At 25.7% G+C, this 18,584-nt stretch carries 12 protein-coding genes; 2 read left to right on the top strand and 10 right to left on the bottom strand.

Annotation, left to right across the window (positions count from 1 at the left end; genetic code table 11):
• Positions 1-834: 834 nt before the first annotated feature.
• The 9 genes from BN7997_RS08655 to BN7997_RS15425 all read right to left on the bottom strand — a co-directional run bounded on the left by BN7997_RS08655 (position 835) and on the right by BN7997_RS15425 (position 15,236).
• The gene (locus BN7997_RS08655; protein WP_071120411.1) at positions 835-3,843 is read right to left on the bottom strand and encodes a type III restriction-modification system endonuclease; all 3,009 of its coding nucleotides are present in this window, start codon (positions 3,841-3,843) and stop codon (positions 835-837) included.
• Positions 3,844-3,845: 2 nt separating this feature from the next.
• Positions 3,846-5,672: a site-specific DNA-methyltransferase gene (locus BN7997_RS08650; protein ID WP_071120410.1), complete on the bottom strand. Its 1,827-nt coding sequence runs from the start codon at positions 5,670-5,672 to the stop codon at positions 3,846-3,848.
• Between the two features lie 38 nt (positions 5,673-5,710).
• The gene (locus BN7997_RS08645; RefSeq protein WP_071120409.1) at positions 5,711-6,232 is read right to left on the bottom strand and encodes a hypothetical protein; all 522 of its coding nucleotides are present in this window, start codon (positions 6,230-6,232) and stop codon (positions 5,711-5,713) included.
• A gap of 58 nt (positions 6,233-6,290) precedes the next feature.
• Positions 6,291-7,034: a DUF4391 domain-containing protein gene (locus tag BN7997_RS08640; protein WP_071120408.1), complete on the bottom strand. Its 744-nt coding sequence runs from the start codon at positions 7,032-7,034 to the stop codon at positions 6,291-6,293.
• An 11-nt stretch (positions 7,035-7,045) separates the two neighbouring features.
• On the bottom strand, positions 7,046-7,213 hold the full coding sequence (locus BN7997_RS15885) for a hypothetical protein (RefSeq protein WP_207645584.1): 168 nt from the start codon (positions 7,211-7,213) through the stop codon (positions 7,046-7,048).
• Complete coding sequence (locus tag BN7997_RS08635) at positions 7,206-8,057, bottom strand: helicase-related protein (RefSeq protein ID WP_071120407.1); 852 nt, start codon at positions 8,055-8,057, stop codon at positions 7,206-7,208. Before BN7997_RS08635 ends, BN7997_RS15885 begins: the two co-directional genes overlap by 8 nt.
• A 222-nt stretch (positions 8,058-8,279) precedes the next feature.
• Positions 8,280-10,910 carry a helicase-related protein gene (locus BN7997_RS15430; protein WP_456300065.1) on the bottom strand — a complete coding sequence of 877 codons (2,631 nt, stop codon included), beginning with the start codon at positions 10,908-10,910 and terminating at the stop codon, positions 8,280-8,282.
• A 3,414-nt stretch (positions 10,911-14,324) separates the two neighbouring features.
• Positions 14,325-14,510: a small, acid-soluble spore protein, H family gene (locus tag BN7997_RS08615; RefSeq protein WP_071120403.1), complete on the bottom strand. Its 186-nt coding sequence runs from the start codon at positions 14,508-14,510 to the stop codon at positions 14,325-14,327.
• 54 nt (positions 14,511-14,564) lie between these two features.
• On the bottom strand, positions 14,565-15,236 hold the full coding sequence (locus BN7997_RS15425; RefSeq protein WP_071120402.1) for a hypothetical protein: 672 nt from the start codon (positions 15,234-15,236) through the stop codon (positions 14,565-14,567).
• Between the two features lie 258 nt (positions 15,237-15,494).
• Here BN7997_RS15425 and BN7997_RS08605 point away from each other — a divergent pair, with 258 nt between their 5' ends.
• Positions 15,495-15,773, top strand: a complete 279-nt coding sequence (locus tag BN7997_RS08605) for a hypothetical protein (RefSeq protein ID WP_071120401.1) — start codon at positions 15,495-15,497, stop codon at positions 15,771-15,773.
• Positions 15,774-15,810: 37 nt separating this feature from the next.
• Here BN7997_RS08605 and trmB read toward each other — a convergent pair whose 3' ends face one another.
• Positions 15,811-16,449 carry a tRNA (guanosine(46)-N7)-methyltransferase TrmB gene (gene trmB, locus BN7997_RS08600; RefSeq protein ID WP_071120400.1) on the bottom strand — a complete coding sequence of 213 codons (639 nt, stop codon included), beginning with the start codon at positions 16,447-16,449 and terminating at the stop codon, positions 15,811-15,813.
• A 484-nt stretch (positions 16,450-16,933) separates the two neighbouring features.
• Here trmB and BN7997_RS08595 point away from each other — a divergent pair, with 484 nt between their 5' ends.
• Positions 16,934-18,049 carry a tyrosine-type recombinase/integrase gene (locus tag BN7997_RS08595; RefSeq protein WP_071120399.1) on the top strand — a complete coding sequence of 372 codons (1,116 nt, stop codon included), beginning with the start codon at positions 16,934-16,936 and terminating at the stop codon, positions 18,047-18,049.
• Positions 18,050-18,584: the final 535 nt, after the last annotated feature.

Here is an 18,584-nt window from a genome sequence, read left to right as displayed (position 1 = left end):
GCAATTTAAATGAATATGCATGCATATAGATAAAAGATTCTTAAGATATCAGATTAAGATTTAGAAATTGAATATAATTAATAAATTTTGGATTTGATTAGATTTGTTGTTTAAGGTTTGATAAATGATTTTAATCAGATTTAAATTAATTAAAATATGATTAATAAATTATAAAAAATAATTTATTAATTCAAATATAAAATATGCATGCATAATTGGTTTTTTGTATAATTTGTAATTTAGCTATAAAATATAGGTTTTATACGAAAGTGGCTTATTTTAATACTAACTATACCCTAAATATACATTTAAAGGATAGTTTTATATAATAGAAAATTGCATACTATAGCTCTCTTCTTTCATTATTTTATATGCATGCGTATTTATTATTTTTATAATTACAATTTATATTATAATAAATACGCATGCATATTCATTTTTACATACAAATTTGTTTTTATTATAAATTTTAATATTTACATATCTTTTAAATTTTTTAATTATTTTCAGTAATTTAATTATAAAATCTATTTTTCTATTTCACTTAATTATTCTAAATTAACTTTAAACCTACCTTATAATGTTTCTACCTATACAATTCCTATATTATTATCAACGCTTAGTATTTTTATTGGATTTTCTTTTTAATACTAATCAACTAAAATATATTTGAGTGTTTTGGATTAATATTCGTATATGAACGTATAAAATTTAATGGTCCATTTTTATAAACCCCGAACATTAAGCCATTAAATCAAACTTTGAATATATAAATTAAATTTATAGTTCGTATAAGCTTCTGTAGAAATATTAAATCCAATTGTCTTAGACACTTTAAGCAAATACATCTCTAGCTTTTTCAATAAATTCATCAGGGTTGCTTTCTGGTGCCATAAATTCAACTTTTTCACCAAGAGCTTCAAAATGCTTTTTAGCACACTTTATTTTAGATTGTTCTTCTTCTCTAAGAAGATTGATATCACTTTTACCTTTAGTTTCTACTACAAAATAAAGTCTCTCTTCATCTATTTCATTAATGACCACTGCCCAGTCTGGGTTATAACTTCCAATAGGAGTCTCTATCTTAAACCAACTTGGTAACTTTACATACACTTTAATTTCGTCTCTTTCTTCAAATTTCTTGGCAAATTCAGTTTCAACATATGAATCACATATAGCATAGTTGTACGGAGATTTCTTACTTTCTACTATTTTGTCATTTAAATAAGTAAGGAGTTCGCTGTCATTGAACATTTCTATAGAGTAATAATCTCCGCCTCTAAACTTAGAGTAGCTTATACCGTCTACTACCATAAGTCTTAGATTTTTTCTTATTATTTTAGTTACTTCCTCTATGTATTTTTGAGGATTTCTTTTAAAATCTTCTAATCTCTTAGAATTAATTAAAATGTCTATTACCGTTTTTCTAGTTAAGTTAGTTTTATTTTGTAAATCAGTTATTATGTCTGGCAATTGTATATTATATTCTAATCTGTCTTCATCTTCTCTAACAGTTTTTCCTTCTAGGCCTGTTTCCCTTGACATTTTGTCTATAGTGTTTTTTGATGAAAACATTCTAGGAGAATTTATTTTAGGCATGTTTTTTATATCGTCGATGGATTTTCTAATTAATTCTTTACTATCAAATTTTAAACGATAAATAGTTTTTGATTTTATTTTATTCCATAGATTTATAAACTCTTCACTCTCTAAAATAGCCTTATTAAGCTGAACTTTTTTCTTTTTAGAAGCATCTTTAATTTCATAGTTTTTAACTCTTTTCTTTAACTCTTCATATATTCCACCATAAAAATCTATAAACTCTTTATCTAATTTTAAGCTTTCATCACTTTCAGCTTCGGAGTCTATAGCAATTTTAAGCTTATCAGTTACATTTCCCTTATCAGTTATGTATTCTTCTTTGACTAAATACCTATAAAGATCTTCTGACTTATCATATCCCATATAAATGCTTTCACCTAAGTTATCATTATCTTCTCTTTTAACATTAGCAAAGCTGTGTTTTTCCACTATACCAAATCTAATATTAGTATCTCTTTCTATTTCGCTTTGCAGTCCTGATACGAACTCTAAGTAAGATTCATTAGCCATAACTGTAAGTCTATTTACACTGTAATCTTCAACTCTTTCTCCTTCTTGATTTACACAAAGTCTAAGGCCACGACCAATTTCTTGTCTTCTACTTATATAAGTTCCTTTAGATTCTTTCAATGTACATATTTGAAACACATTTGGATTATCCCATCCTTCTCTTAGAGCAGAGTGTGAAAATATAAATCTAAGTGGGTTATCCATACTTAAAAGTTTTTCCTTATCCCTCATAATCCAGTTATAAAACTCATCATCAGCTTTTGTATTTCCATTAGTGTCTTTGTATACTTTTTTCCCTTTTTTCTTGTCTGAAGCAAAATAACCATAATGAGTACGTGATACTTCTAAATCTTTATTCTCATTATCTCTATACTTATCTAAAGTAATAAGTCTAGAATACTCCTCTTCAAACATTTTTGCATATTTACCTTCAATATGGTTATAGTCCTTATCATACTCTCTATAATTAGATACTTTATCAATGAAGAATAAACTAAGTACTTTTATACCTTTCTTATTTAACATAATTTCCTTATCCAAATGTTCTTCTATAGTTTTTCTTATTTGAAACCTTTTTACAGCATCTTCATCCAGATCACCAATAGCCTCATTTAGATATATTCTAGTTCCATTTGAAAAATCAACATACTCATTTCCTTCTCCCCAGCTTATATCTTGTACTAGATAATTATTATAAAGTTCTCTACCATTTGTTAATTCTTTTAAATCATCACCTAGTTTTATTTGTTTCTTACTTCTTTTTACTACACCTGTTTTTTTATCTTGTATGTCTATCTCTAATTTAGCTTTTCTCTCTCCAACTTCAACTAATTTTATATAGGGTAAATTGAAGGAATCTTCACTTCTAATAGATAATACTTCTATTCTCTTTACTAACTTATTTTCATAAGCATCTACTGCATCTAATCTATATACCATATTATACTCATCTACATGTGTAGCAGAATATCTCAATGTACATAATGGATTAAGTGATTTTATAGCTTCCTTAGATTTTTCAGTAGTATCTACACTTTGTGGTTCATCTATTATAACGATTGGATTAGTTTCTTTTATTAGATCTATAGGTTTTTGTCCATTTAACTTATCTTGTGGTCTGTGTATTATATTGGATTGATTTTCTTTGGTAGGATTTTCGAAATTTTTTCTAAATGCATCTATATTAATAATCATTATTTCTATAGTATTAGAAGTAGCAAAACTTCTAACTTGATCTAGCTTACTTGAATCATAAACAAAGTAATTTGCAGGTTCATTATTAAAAATATTATTAAAATGTTCCTTTGTTATTTGTAAAGTTTTATAAACACCTTCTCTAATAGCTACAGAAGGAACTACTATAATAAACTTAGTAAATCCATAGTTTTTATTAAGCTCATAAATACTTTTTAAATATACGTAAGTCTTACCAGTACCAGTCTCCATCTCTACAGTAAAGTTCATACCTTCTAACTTTTCACTTCTTTTTAAATTATTTCTCATCTGTATCTTTTGAACATTTTCCAAAACATCGTCATAAGTCAAATCAAGACTATTTCCAATGCCTGTATTAGTATAAACTACACCAATTTGTTGCTGATTTTCATTTATATTACTACTATTTAAAACTGTAAAATTAGACTGTCTACTTTGTTGCCCTTTAAAGATGTCTACTACGGAGTTTATTGCATCATTTTGATATTGTAGATTAGATTGGAATTTTAATTTCATAACTACACACTCCTTACATCTTCAATTTCAAACTGTTTTAAGTTTTGTATAGCATTTATTTTAGCAGCATCACTCATAAATCCAGCTTCTTTGAATATTACCTTACTATCCATATGTTTTGACTTATGTTTTGGTATTTCATCTATAACATCTTGAGTTATCTTATCATCAAGACAAGCAAGTAATGCTCCTTCTCCTATATTATATAGAGTATTATATCCAACTTTTATCTCTTCTATTTTGGCAGTTAGTTCTACACCACTTTTTAGAAGAATTTCATATAATAAATCTTCCTTACTTCTATCTTTTTTAAGGTTAGTCTCCATTTCGAGAATGTTTTGTTCTAAATCGTCTATTGATGAATCCCATGATTTTAAATTGGAAGAATCTAGTTTAAATACTTTAAATCCGATATCAAGTTTTTCAATTTCTTCTTTATTTTGATTTTCTGAGATTATCCTATCTCCAGCTCTTCTTAGACGTTCTTTTCCTATTTCACAAATATTTTTATATCCAGATTTATATGCTTCACTTTTTTCTTGAGATAATTCAGGCAATTGAACCATTATATATCTACGATTAGTACACGATTCTTTATTTAGAATCATAACTGCATGTGCTGTTGTTGATGAACCAGAAAAGAAATCTATTATCAGGTCACTTTCACTAGTAGATATTTGGATTAGTGTTTTTAATAATTCTATAGGCTTTGGATTTTCAAAAATTTCATTATCGAAAAGTTCATTCAATTCCTTTTTTCCATCTGTTGTAGTACCTTTATTTAACAATATTGAATATGGTGTTACTTCTCTTTTTTCATTAAGAAATATTTTTATAGCTGGCACACCTTCTCCATCTTTTCCCCAATAAATTCTATTATCCAAATCTAATTTTTTAAACTCTTCTTCAGATACATCAAATTGACGTGTAAATATTTTTCCACTAGGGGATTTTACTGAATAATAATTTCTATGAGAAGAATTAGAGTCTCCTTCTTTCCTAGAGATACTCCCAGCCTTATAATTTCCTCTTGGATCGCCATCAAGATTAGAATATTCATTTTTAAATTCTGGGTACTCTAATACCTTATTTAATTTTTTCTGTTTTTTATAACAAAATACTAGATACTCATGATCTGTTCTGAATGTTGCAGTATTTTTCATTTTACCGTCTCTACCATCACCACATTTTCTCCATATCATAGTTTCTACATTTGTCTCTCCAAATATTTCGTTACATATTTTTAAAACATTTGATATTTCATTATCGTCTATTGATATTATCATTATACCATCATCTGTAAGTAAATTACGTCCTATCTTAAACCTAGGATACATCATATTTAGCCAGTCAGTATGATATCTTCCATTAGTTTCTGGATTAGCCTTAGTACTTTGCTTAGTAATTTCTTTATAATTAGCAATATTATCTCTAAAATTATCCTTATATACAAAATCCTTTCCTGTATTATATGGTGGATCAATATAAATCATCTTTACTTTTCCAAAATAACTTTTTTGAAGTAGTTTTAAAACTTCTAGATTATCTCCCTCAATATAAAGGTTATCAGTATCATCCCAATTCTTGCTACTTTCTTTATCTGGTCTTAAAGTTCCAGTTGAAGATGTTTGAGCTATTCTTATAGCATCCTGTTTTCCATTCCAAGTAAACTCATATCTTTCTTCTTTATCTTCAATATTATCTCCCAGTATTAATCGTAACTTCTCGAAGTCAATCTTACCTTCTTCAAATACCTCAGGAAAAATCTCCTTTAATTTATTTAAGTTATCTTCAGTCAAATCCATGCTTATCCCCTCTAACATTTTCATAAATTAATTCCCCTTTTTTATTAAAAATAATACATTTATTAAACCATCTTATTTAATCTGTCATTTGTTATTTTTTTAATATCATTTAAATATTTTTCTTTATTGTTAGAAATTTTAGATTTACATGTTGGACATACTGCTATTATGTTCAGTATACTATCTAGCTCTTCTGAAGGTTTGTTTTTATCTATTACATAAATACATAGATTTTGGCTTTTTTTATTACATAGTTCACAACAGTTATTGGCTATTTTTAAAACTTCTTTAACCCTACTACTATTTATAATTAGATTTGTGATTTGCAAATTTGAATTAGATTTTTTAGCTTTTTCATTTGTATCTTTATTTTTTGTATTTGTTTTCTTATCATATATTGGTATTTTATCTCTGCAATTTTTACAAATATCATATCCTACTTGCCATAAAACCACGGATTTTTTATAACAAGAACCATCATCTACATCATAATATTTACAATTAATTCTTCTTTTCTTGTGAGCTTTCTCAATATGATATGGTGTTCCAATTTTCCCCCTTTGAGGCTTATTTTTTGAAATCATATATATCACCCCAAATAAGTTATTTAAAAATAACTCATATTATTTTTAATGGCTATATTTAGAAAATACTTTTTAATTCCTTAATCTTTTTCTCCAAATCAGTTGCCTTAATATTAAGCTCCATCTTTTTATTAAACTGGTTTTCTTTCTTAAGATTTCTAATAGTTTTCTTTAGTTCATCTTCTAATTTTTCTATTTGCTCTGATATTTGTTTACTTTCTTCCAAAGTCTTTTTATCACTTATATCTTCATACCCAATGATTTTATCAGATATTTTAAAAATATAAATCTTATCATTTATAGTCTTATAGAAGTCAAATAGATTTGTATAAGGTATTTTTCTAAGACTTATAGAGTCTATAAACTTTTTATCATTTTCACTTAAATTATTTATGTTTAACCAATCAGTTATATTACTTTCCTCTACTACCGTTTTATTTTTCTCAGTTTTACTAAGTCTTTTTATAGCTGTACTTATACAATATTCTTTATCAAATTCATATATAATCACCAGAGGATTTGGTATGCTATTATTAATAATCTTACTTATTTTATCTATTTTATCTTGTTGTTTTAATTTTACTTTTAAATAAGCTATAGCTTCATAGTAATATTCATCATTTATAAAAGATGATATGTTTAAAGTAGAACTATTTAATATATAGCTCATTTCTATCCTATCTATATAGTCAATAAAAATTTTCTTATCTTCTTTAGACAAATCTCCATTATCATAAAACATTTTTTTGTCTAGCTTTCGTCCAAGATATTTAACTTTATCTAATCCAAGCAATTCAAACATACTATTATCTCCTATTTAATTACTAAATATGAAACTATTTCAAATTCATTTTGGTTAGTATTGTTATTTAACATTCCACTTAAATCTCCTAAAGAGAATATATTTAAAGTGTCTTGCTCTTCTATTTTTCCTAGAATATCATTTGTAACATCTTTTAATAATTCTTTGTATTTATCCATTTTCTTTTTTCTTTTGATTTCTAGTTTCTTTATTAAATTCTTCCACTAAATCATTTAGGACTTTGTTGTTTCCAGCACATAATGATTTATAAATATCTAGTATTTTCTTTATATTTGTATAGTTATAAATTATCTCTCCATCTTCTCTAACATAAGCCATATAGTAAGGATAAATTGGATTTTTATCACTTTCATTTTTATATCCATCTATTTTCTTTAGGCAATAAATTACGCCTCGTTTTATTTCACCATCTAGTGATTTATTATTGTTATTTACTATGGCATAAATGCCAAGGGGAGTATTCTCTATTTCATCATTGTATTTATGCTGTAAGTTAATAAGATCCATTCTAAAGTCGTCTAATGTGAAATCTGTAAGGGATACATTTCCTTTTACATCTTCTAAGTCGATAACTTCATCTTGTAATTGTTTAAGTTGCTTTCTTCTATATTCTAAGTCTTTCATTTTCTGTGGATTTTCACTTATAACGTCTTCTTCTCCAGTTGCAGATATATCTAGCATCTTCATCTTTTGTTTTACTCTCCCCTCTAAGTGTATGTATTCATCAAGCTCTATACTAGGCCAAAAATTCACTAGCTTTATGCAACTATTTTTTGATCCAAGGCGGTCAATACGACCAAATCGTTGAACTATTCTAACTGGATTCCAGTGAATATCGTAGTTTATCAAGTAATCACAGTCTTGCAAGTTTTGCCCTTCGCTGATACAATCTGTGGCTATTAATATATCTATATCTTCTTTAGCTTCTGGCATTATTTTTTCTCTTTCTTTTGATATTGGAGAGAAATTTATAAGAACTTTATTTAAATCAACTTTACTCATTTTAATAGTTGTCTTAGGATTTTCACTTCCTGTAACTAAAGCTGAATTTAAATTATATTTTTCTTTTGCCCATATACTAATATTTTTATATATATACTTAGCTGTATCTGCAAAGGCTGTAAATATTNACTTAAATCTCCTAAAGAGAATATATTTAAAGTGTCTTGCTCTTCTATTTTTCCTAGAATATCATTTGTAACATCTTTTAATAATTCTTTGTATTTATCCATTTTCTTTTTTCTTTTGATTTCTAGTTTCTTTATTAAATTCTTCCACTAAATCATTTAGGACTTTGTTGTTTCCAGCACATAATGATTTATAAATATCTAGTATTTTCTTTATATTTGTATAGTTATAAATTATCTCTCCATCTTCTCTAACATAAGCCATATAGTAAGGATAAATTGGATTTTTATCACTTTCATTTTTATATCCATCTATTTTCTTTAGGCAATAAATTACGCCTCGTTTTATTTCACCATCTAGTGATTTATTATTGTTATTTACTATGGCATAAATGCCAAGGGGAGTATTCTCTATTTCATCATTGTATTTATGCTGTAAGTTAATAAGATCCATTCTAAAGTCGTCTAATGTGAAATCTGTAAGGGATACATTTCCTTTTACATCTTCTAAGTCGATAACTTCATCTTGTAATTGTTTAAGTTGCTTTCTTCTATATTCTAAGTCTTTCATTTTCTGTGGATTTTCACTTATAACGTCTTCTTCTCCAGTTGCAGATATATCTAGCATCTTCATCTTTTGTTTTACTCTCCCCTCTAAGTGTATGTATTCATCAAGCTCTATACTAGGCCAAAAATTCACTAGCTTTATGCAACTATTTTTTGATCCAAGGCGGTCAATACGACCAAATCGTTGAACTATTCTAACTGGATTCCAGTGAATATCGTAGTTTATCAAGTAATCACAGTCTTGCAAGTTTTGCCCTTCGCTGATACAATCTGTGGCTATTAATATATCTATATCTTCTTTAGCTTCTGGCATTATTTTTTCTCTTTCTTTTGATATTGGAGAGAAATTTATAAGAACTTTATTTAAATCAACTTTACTCATTTTAATAGTTGTCTTAGGATTTTCACTTCCTGTAACTAAAGCTGAATTTAAATTATATTTTTCTTTTGCCCATATACTAATATTTTTATATATATACTTAGCTGTATCTGCAAAGGCTGTAAATATTATTATTTTTTTATTATTTTCATTTATAGGGTTATTAACTTTTCTAGAAATTACATTCTTTAATTCGTTTAGTTTGTTATCTCTACTTTCATTTATTTCTCTTGATTTAGAAAGCAAATCTAAAATTATATTTCTATCTAGCTCTAAATCTTGTTTATACTTGATTATATCTAAATCTTTAATTTTAATTTTTACCTTGTCACCTATAGTAAACTCTTCTATAGAAGTATCTAATGGGTCAATTTCATCTATATCTATATTGATCTCATCATTTATACTTTCTAATTTTTTTATCTTAGAGTTAATATTATTAAGAACATTCTCTAAAGTTAAAGTAAAAGAGTTTATAGAACTTTCTAGTCTTTTTAGAAAGTTTGTTTTCATTAAATAAATCATACTTTGTTCACGGTCTATTTGTCTTAACACACTCTTTCCGCCTTTAACTTTGGTATCATAGAGCTTACTGTAATAGCTTTTCTTATGAGGGAGTACATATTTTATTGGTGCATATACAGATAAATTAAGTCTTAGTATTTCATTATTAATCTCTTTTAGTGAAGGAAACTTACCTAATATGTCAATATCTGATTTTATATTTTCTGGTTTTAAACGTTTTGGAAACTCTCCAATATCTGAAACATTGTAATATTTTTCAATATGTTTTCTAGAACGTGCTATAGTTAATGAGTCTAGCAACTTAAAATAGTCGAAGTTTAACATATCAAGAAGTCTTTCTGTCGTTTTCTCATTTTCTTCTAGTTCACTCCATTTATTAAATATATACTGAGCTTTTCTAAGTGTAGAGCTAATACTTTTTATATCTGCACTTTTTTCTAATGCTTTATCGTTATCTTCTGTTATAAATGCTAATTGATTTTTTAAATCATCCATTTTGTTATTAACAGGTGTAGCTGATAACATAAGTACCTTTGTTTTTACACCGTCTTTTATAATGTTTTTCATTAATTTTTCATAGCGAGTTTCTCTATCATTAACAGCTACGTTATTTCTAAGGTTATGTGATTCATCTATAACTACTAAATCATAGTTCCCCCAATTNTTAGCTTCTGGCATTATTTTTTCTCTTTCTTTTGATATTGGAGAGAAATTTATAAGAACTTTATTTAAATCAACTTTACTCATTTTAATAGTTGTCTTAGGATTTTCACTTCCTGTAACTAAAGCTGAATTTAAATTATATTTTTCTTTTGCCCATATACTAATATTTTTATATATATACTTAGCTGTATCTGCAAAGGCTGTAAATATTATTATTTTTTTATTATTTTCATTTATAGGGTTATTAACTTTTCTAGAAATTACATTCTTTAATTCGTTTAGTTTGTTATCTCTACTTTCATTTATTTCTCTTGATTTAGAAAGCAAATCTAAAATTATATTTCTATCTAGCTCTAAATCTTGTTTATACTTGATTATATCTAAATCTTTAATTTTAATTTTTACCTTGTCACCTATAGTAAACTCTTCTATAGAAGTATCTAATGGGTCAATTTCATCTATATCTATATTGATCTCATCATTTATACTTTCTAATTTTTTTATCTTAGAGTTAATATTATTAAGAACATTCTCTAAAGTTAAAGTAAAAGAGTTTATAGAACTTTCTAGTCTTTTTAGAAAGTTTGTTTTCATTAAATAAATCATACTTTGTTCACGGTCTATTTGTCTTAACACACTCTTTCCGCCTTTAACTTTGGTATCATAGAGCTTACTGTAATAGCTTTTCTTATGAGGGAGTACATATTTTATTGGTGCATATACAGATAAATTAAGTCTTAGTATTTCATTATTAATCTCTTTTAGTGAAGGAAACTTACCTAATATGTCAATATCTGATTTTATATTTTCTGGTTTTAAACGTTTTGGAAACTCTCCAATATCTGAAACATTGTAATATTTTTCAATATGTTTTCTAGAACGTGCTATAGTTAATGAGTCTAGCAACTTAAAATAGTCGAAGTTTAACATATCAAGAAGTCTTTCTGTCGTTTTCTCATTTTCTTCTAGTTCACTCCATTTATTAAATATATACTGAGCTTTTCTAAGTGTAGAGCTAATACTTTTTATATCTGCACTTTTTTCTAATGCTTTATCGTTATCTTCTGTTATAAATGCTAATTGATTTTTTAAATCATCCATTTTGTTATTAACAGGTGTAGCTGATAACATAAGTACCTTTGTTTTTACACCGTCTTTTATAATGTTTTTCATTAATTTTTCATAGCGAGTTTCTCTATCATTAACAGCTACGTTATTTCTAAGGTTATGTGATTCATCTATAACTACTAAATCATAGTTCCCCCAATTTACAAAATCGAGGTCTATATCACCACTCATTCCACCTTTTCTTGATAAGTCAGTATGATTTAATAAATCATAAGAAAATCTATCACTTGCCAATATATTTCTCTTATCATTAACTCTGTAAACTGACCAATTATCATGAAGTTTCTTAGGTGTAAGAACTAAAACCTTATAATTTCTAAGTTCATAATATTTTATAATAGCTAGAGCTTCAAAGGTTTTACCAAGACCAACACTATCTGCAATAATACAACCACCATAAGTTTCTATTTTATTAATAGCTCCAACTACACCATCTTTTTGAAAGCTATATAATCTATTCCAAACTTCAGTATCTTTAAAACCAGTTCTTGATTTGATTACTTCTTTATTATCATTTTCTTCTAAAAAATCTTTAAATATGTTGTACAAAGTAATAAAATATAGAAACTCTGGTGAGTTATCCTTATACAAATAACTTATCTTATTTAAAATATCTTTCTTAACGTCTTTAAGTTTATCTTCATTATTCCATATTTCATTAAACTTACTTTTTAATGTAGAATTTAATTCATTATCATCTGTATAAATATTTAAATACATTGGAGTAGAATTTATATACCCTAGGCTTGGGCATGATAGAGAAGTTGCTCCAGTTATACTCACATTCTTATCATCACTCTCAATATGACAAAGAGCACCATTCATTTTAGTATTTTTTAAAGCTTTAATTTCTACTTTTCTTTTAATCCATTTAGCTAATTCTCTAGCAATATAACTTTGATTAAGAGTACATTTATNAGTACATATTTTATTGGTGCATATACAGATAAATTAAGTCTTAGTATTTCATTATTAATCTCTTTTAGTGAAGGAAACTTACCTAATATGTCAATATCTGATTTTATATTTTCTGGTTTTAAACGTTTTGGAAACTCTCCAATATCTGAAACATTGTAATATTTTTCAATATGTTTTCTAGAACGTGCTATAGTTAATGAGTCTAGCAACTTAAAATAGTCGAAGTTTAACATATCAAGAAGTCTTTCTGTCGTTTTCTCATTTTCTTCTAGTTCACTCCATTTATTAAATATATACTGAGCTTTTCTAAGTGTAGAGCTAATACTTTTTATATCTGCACTTTTTTCTAATGCTTTATCGTTATCTTCTGTTATAAATGCTAATTGATTTTTTAAATCATCCATTTTGTTATTAACAGGTGTAGCTGATAACATAAGTACCTTTGTTTTTACACCGTCTTTTATAATGTTTTTCATTAATTTTTCATAGCGAGTTTCTCTATCATTAACAGCTACGTTATTTCTAAGGTTATGTGATTCATCTATAACTACTAAATCATAGTTCCCCCAATTTACAAAATCGAGGTCTATATCACCACTCATTCCACCTTTTCTTGATAAGTCAGTATGATTTAATAAATCATAAGAAAATCTATCACTTGCCAATATATTTCTCTTATCATTAACTCTGTAAACTGACCAATTATCATGAAGTTTCTTAGGTGTAAGAACTAAAACCTTATAATTTCTAAGTTCATAATATTTTATAATAGCTAGAGCTTCAAAGGTTTTACCAAGACCAACACTATCTGCAATAATACAACCACCATAAGTTTCTATTTTATTAATAGCTCCAACTACACCATCTTTTTGAAAGCTATATAATCTATTCCAAACTTCAGTATCTTTAAAACCAGTTCTTGATTTGATTACTTCTTTATTATCATTTTCTTCTAAAAAATCTTTAAATATGTTGTACAAAGTAATAAAATATAGAAACTCTGGTGAGTTATCCTTATACAAATAACTTATCTTATTTAAAATATCTTTCTTAACGTCTTTAAGTTTATCTTCATTATTCCATATTTCATTAAACTTACTTTTTAATGTAGAATTTAATTCATTATCATCTGTATAAATATTTAAATACATTGGAGTAGAATTTATATACCCTAGGCTTGGGCATGATAGAGAAGTTGCTCCAGTTATACTCACATTCTTATCATCACTCTCAATATGACAAAGAGCACCATTCATTTTAGTATTTTTTAAAGCTTTAATTTCTACTTTTCTTTTAATCCATTTAGCTAATTCTCTAGCAATATAACTTTGATTAAGAGTACATTTATCCTTTAGCTCTTCTTCTACTCCGAATAATTTATTTTCATTTTCTTTAATTTTTCTCATTATGTTTTTGTTATCGTTATTCACAAATGTAGGCTCTGTATAGATAAATCTCAAATTATCTATTTTTGATAATTCTTCTTTAAGTTCATCGAAGGCATACAAAGTAAAATAAGATGCTATTATAGAAAGTTTTGAATTTTCCTTTATATGTATTTTTAATACATCTCCAACTCTACCATATTGCTTATTGTCTATTAATTTTCCCTCCATGCTAAATCCCCTTATTTGTATATATTATTATCAGTATATTTTATTATGCTTAAATCATGTCAATGCATAATAAAATATACTGATAATAATTTAGTATACAAATATTTTATTAAATAAACTGACAGTACATGAATTACTTGCTCATGAATCACCAGAGAGGACTATGAGACATACTTGATTACTAGATGATATGAAGAGAAAAGTTTTTGACAAGGTAATTAAAAAATCATTTTTAGTTTTAATAACAGTAATAAATTAATAAACTATACTAAAGCCATGATTGAAAATACTAAAAATAGAAAAAACACTTGAAATGACTTAATTCCAAGTGTTTTTTCTATAAAATTTATTTTTCTACTTCGCTTAATTGTTCTAAGTCAACTTCAAATCTTGAATCCCCTTGTAATGTTTCTACATATGCAGTTCCTATGTTATTATCAACACTTAGTATTTTTACTGGGTTTTCTTTATAAAAAATATTACTGTTATTATCTTGTGTATTTACTATTTCCATAGCTCTTCTTAATTGCATATAATCCTCCTTGGTTTCTATTACATGTTAGAATTTATATTTAGATTAACCAGATTAAATATTATTTATTCCTGATTCTTTCTCTAACATATTAATTTCATCCAAGGTAAATCCAGTTAATTCCACTATAAATTGTTTGCTAGAATTCTTTCTTAAAAGCTCTATAGCGATTTCTTTTTTTGTCTCTATAACATTTGGATTATTACTTCTGCTTTTGTATAATTCCTCAGCTTCGTTAGATGCATTAGCTTCACTAGGTATATCGATATCTATTTTATCAAATTCGATAGTATTTTGTGTAATATCGTACTCTTTATTATCGTCAAGTATGACTTCTTGATTTTCTGAATTTCTATAATTATGTAAATAAGGTTCTAATATATGGAACAATATAAATGCAGCAGGAATTGTAAAGTAAATTTTAGCTCCCATAAAACCTACGACAACAGTCAAAATACTTATAAAGATATTAATAGATTCAAAAGACATGTTTAATATTTCCTTTTTTATAGTATATGACCTAATTAAACTAATAAATAAACTTAGTAGACAAAGTGGTAGTAATAAATAACTAGAAATTACTCCGCTGAAACCAAGAAAATCAAAATAACCTTCTATGTTGCCATATACAAACATATAACCATTTAAATACGCATAAATACATGCTAAAATACCAAAAGTTGCACCTAGAGCTTGGGTGTACCAATCTAGAAATTTAAATCTCATAGTATCACTCCTAACAAATGTATATAGAATTAATATGCATTCGTTAAGATAAATATATCTTTTATTATGTTATTAAAGATTTTAATTTATTAGTTAATGTAGTTTAGTATTTATTTTTTATCTTATAAGTAATATAATATAGTTCTATAAATATTTATTTTACATATTTACAGTGGGTTATTTGGCCTATCAACTGATTAAATACAACTAATATGGAAATACTACTAATAAATCCACTGAGTAAAGGGGAGTTTGATTATGTTAGATACATTAGAATTTGTACTTAGAATTTTATTTTTTGTTTTATCTATAACATGGGCTGGAAAAATAATGATTTTAAGAACTGATAAGCAAATAGTTATAAATCCTTTGCTTATCATAATTTCTTCGCTTTTAGTGATGCTTCCATCATCTAATGAAGGTATAGAATTACTTGGGATAAGTGTTCAAAATATAAAAATAACATTATATTGTATATATCTAGTTATAGTTTTAATAGGTATATATGCTACGAGCAAAAAAAATGGTATTTTTTAAAATAAGAGGTTACATTTTATAATAACCTCTTATTTTTTTATCTTGATTTAGCTTCACATCTGAAAATTTTTAATCCTTGAGACATAAACTTATCTTCGTATTCAGTTGTTACATTTTCAAAATCGCTATTAGCTAAATTTAATGATATGTTTTTAAGACTCCAGTTGTTAGAAGCTATTTCATTTAAGCTAAATTCGAATAACCCTTCATTATCGGTTTTAAAATGTATTTCACCTTCTGGGTTAAGTATCTCTCTATACATATTTAAGAAATTAGTATGAGTTAATCTTCTTTTTGCCCATCTTTTCTTAGGCCATGGATCACAGAAATTGATATAAACTCTAGATAGTTCATTTGAATCAAAATAATCTAATGCTTTGCTTACATCTGCCCAAGCAAATACTATATTCTTTAAATTATCACGATCTGCTTTTTCTACAGCTTTTAAAAGCACTTCTTCTTTTATTTCAAAAGCAATGTAATTTATATCAGGATTTTGTTTTGCTAATGTAGTTAAAAATTTACCTCTACCAGTACCGAACTCTGCATGTATAGGATTATCATTTTTAAATAGTTGATTCCAGTTTCCTTTTAAACTTTCTATATTATCTCTAACTACATAGTCTTTATAACTTAATAGTTTTTCATCTGCACCTTTGACTTTTCTTCTTCTCATGTTTTATCTCCTTGTATTATATACTGATATATAATTATACAGAAATTTTTATAAAAAATAAAGATTTTAGGAATTTCAAAATACAGTTTTTAAAATAAATTTATACTCCTACTAATCTACTAAAAAATAATATGAAGTTAATATATGAGTGTGAAAAATTCGCTTTTATAATTTTATCGATAGTATATTCTTGCTTCTGATACGAATATATTTGTTACTTAAAAATAGAATTAATTTAAATAGATACTTATAAGATATGCAGTAAAATGCACTTTTGTAAATTGTTGTAAACCTATAAATTAAAATGTTTTTATTATAAGACATAAAATATATAGTTTTATGCCAAAAAAATAAAATATAGTATTTTCAATGATTGTATGTCTAATTTTGTGCTTTATGTCAGTTTTATGTCAGATATTTTTATATTTTTATTTTTAAATTATGGTATAATAAATACATAACTGTCATAAAACGGAGGAATAAAATGAGTTTTGTATTTATAAGAAAAAGAAGCAAAAACTATATAGTTTATTTGGAATATAAAGATGAAAATAGCGGTAAAAAAATACAAAAAAATATGGGCTCTTTTGAAAAGAAAAGAGATGCCTCTAGAAAGTTAAATGAGTTAAAAGATAGCATATTTAATGATGAATTAGTACTTCCAAATGCTGTGAATTTAGAAAACTTTTTAATTGATTTTTTAGATAAACATAAGATAAACTTATCTATCACCACATATAATTGTTACCTTAGAATATGTAAAAAATATATAATCCCTATGTTAGGAAAATATAAATTAGAAGAATTAAAGCCTATACATTTACAAAACTATGTTGATGATTTAGTAGGTATCTTAGCTCCTCAAACTATAAAGATACATATAAACATTTTAAACTTGGCATTAAAAAAAGCTTATAGATTAAGATTAATAAGAGAAAATATAGTTGAATGTATAGAACTTCCAAAAGTAAAAAAGTTTAAAAATAATATATACAATAAAACTGATATGGTTAAGCTTCTTCAAGTTTGTAAAGGAAGTTCATTAGAGTTACAGATTTATTTGGCTAGTGGATTGGGGCTTAGAATCTCGGAAGTTTTAGGATTAACTTGGGATAATATAGATTTTATAGAAAATACAATAACCATAAATAAAATAACTGTTAGAGATAATAATACTGTAATATTAAAAAGCCCTAAAACAGAAAGTTCCGAAAGAACAATATCAGCGCCTAAAGAAATAATAAATTTATTGAGAGAACATAAAAGAAATCAGTTAGAGGATAAACTAAAGGGTAAAATAAAGAATAATTTAAATTTATTATTTTTTGATAAAAATGAAAATCCTATAGCTCAGGATGTATTAAGTAAGAAATTTAATAGATTTCTTAAGGATAATGATTTAGATCATATAAGATTTCATGATCTTAGACACTCTCATGTTACGTTGCTTATAAATTCAAAAGTACCAATTAAAGTAATTTCAGAAAGGGTTGGACATTCAAACGTCAATACTACTCTTAATATATACGCTCATACATTAAAAGAAATGGATTCTGAAGCTAGTGATAAAATATCAGAAGTTTTATTTAACTTAGGATAAAAGTGAAAAATAAAGACCTTTTAAATTCGATTTTAAAGGGTTCTTATTTTATTTATAGACTAAAAGTATTAAAATCTTATTAAACCTCTTATAATCGATTTTAATAAAACTAAGCTGAAATTTATAATTTTCACGTGAAAATTAGTTTATTTATACAAATAAATATAAATAAAATCAATTTATTACATGTATAGTAGAATTTATAACATAAAAGAAATTAGTTTTTGAGTTTTTAAAATATTTATAAAATATATTAATTTAAATTGTGTTTATTTAATTAAAGAAATTAAAATAGTGTTCAATTAAAATTTACTTTTTATAAAGTGATATTTTAGCTTCTATATATTATTACAGATAATGAGCAATTGTTAATATTTATGTAATTTAATCTTATGGTTTCTTATTATAAATTACCTACTCTTTTTATACTTATAGTTTTAATACTTTCTTTTAATTTATAAAAGTATGTTAAAAATCCAAAGCATTATATTCAGTTTTAAGAAGTTTCAAAAAAAAATAATATAATGTATCAGAA

Source organism: Romboutsia timonensis (assembly GCF_900106845.1).
Taxonomy (GTDB): Bacteria; Bacillota; Clostridia; order Peptostreptococcales; family Peptostreptococcaceae; genus Romboutsia; species Romboutsia timonensis.
The sequence above is the reverse complement of the archived record's forward strand: the minus strand, read 5'-3'. Positions and strand labels throughout refer to the sequence as shown.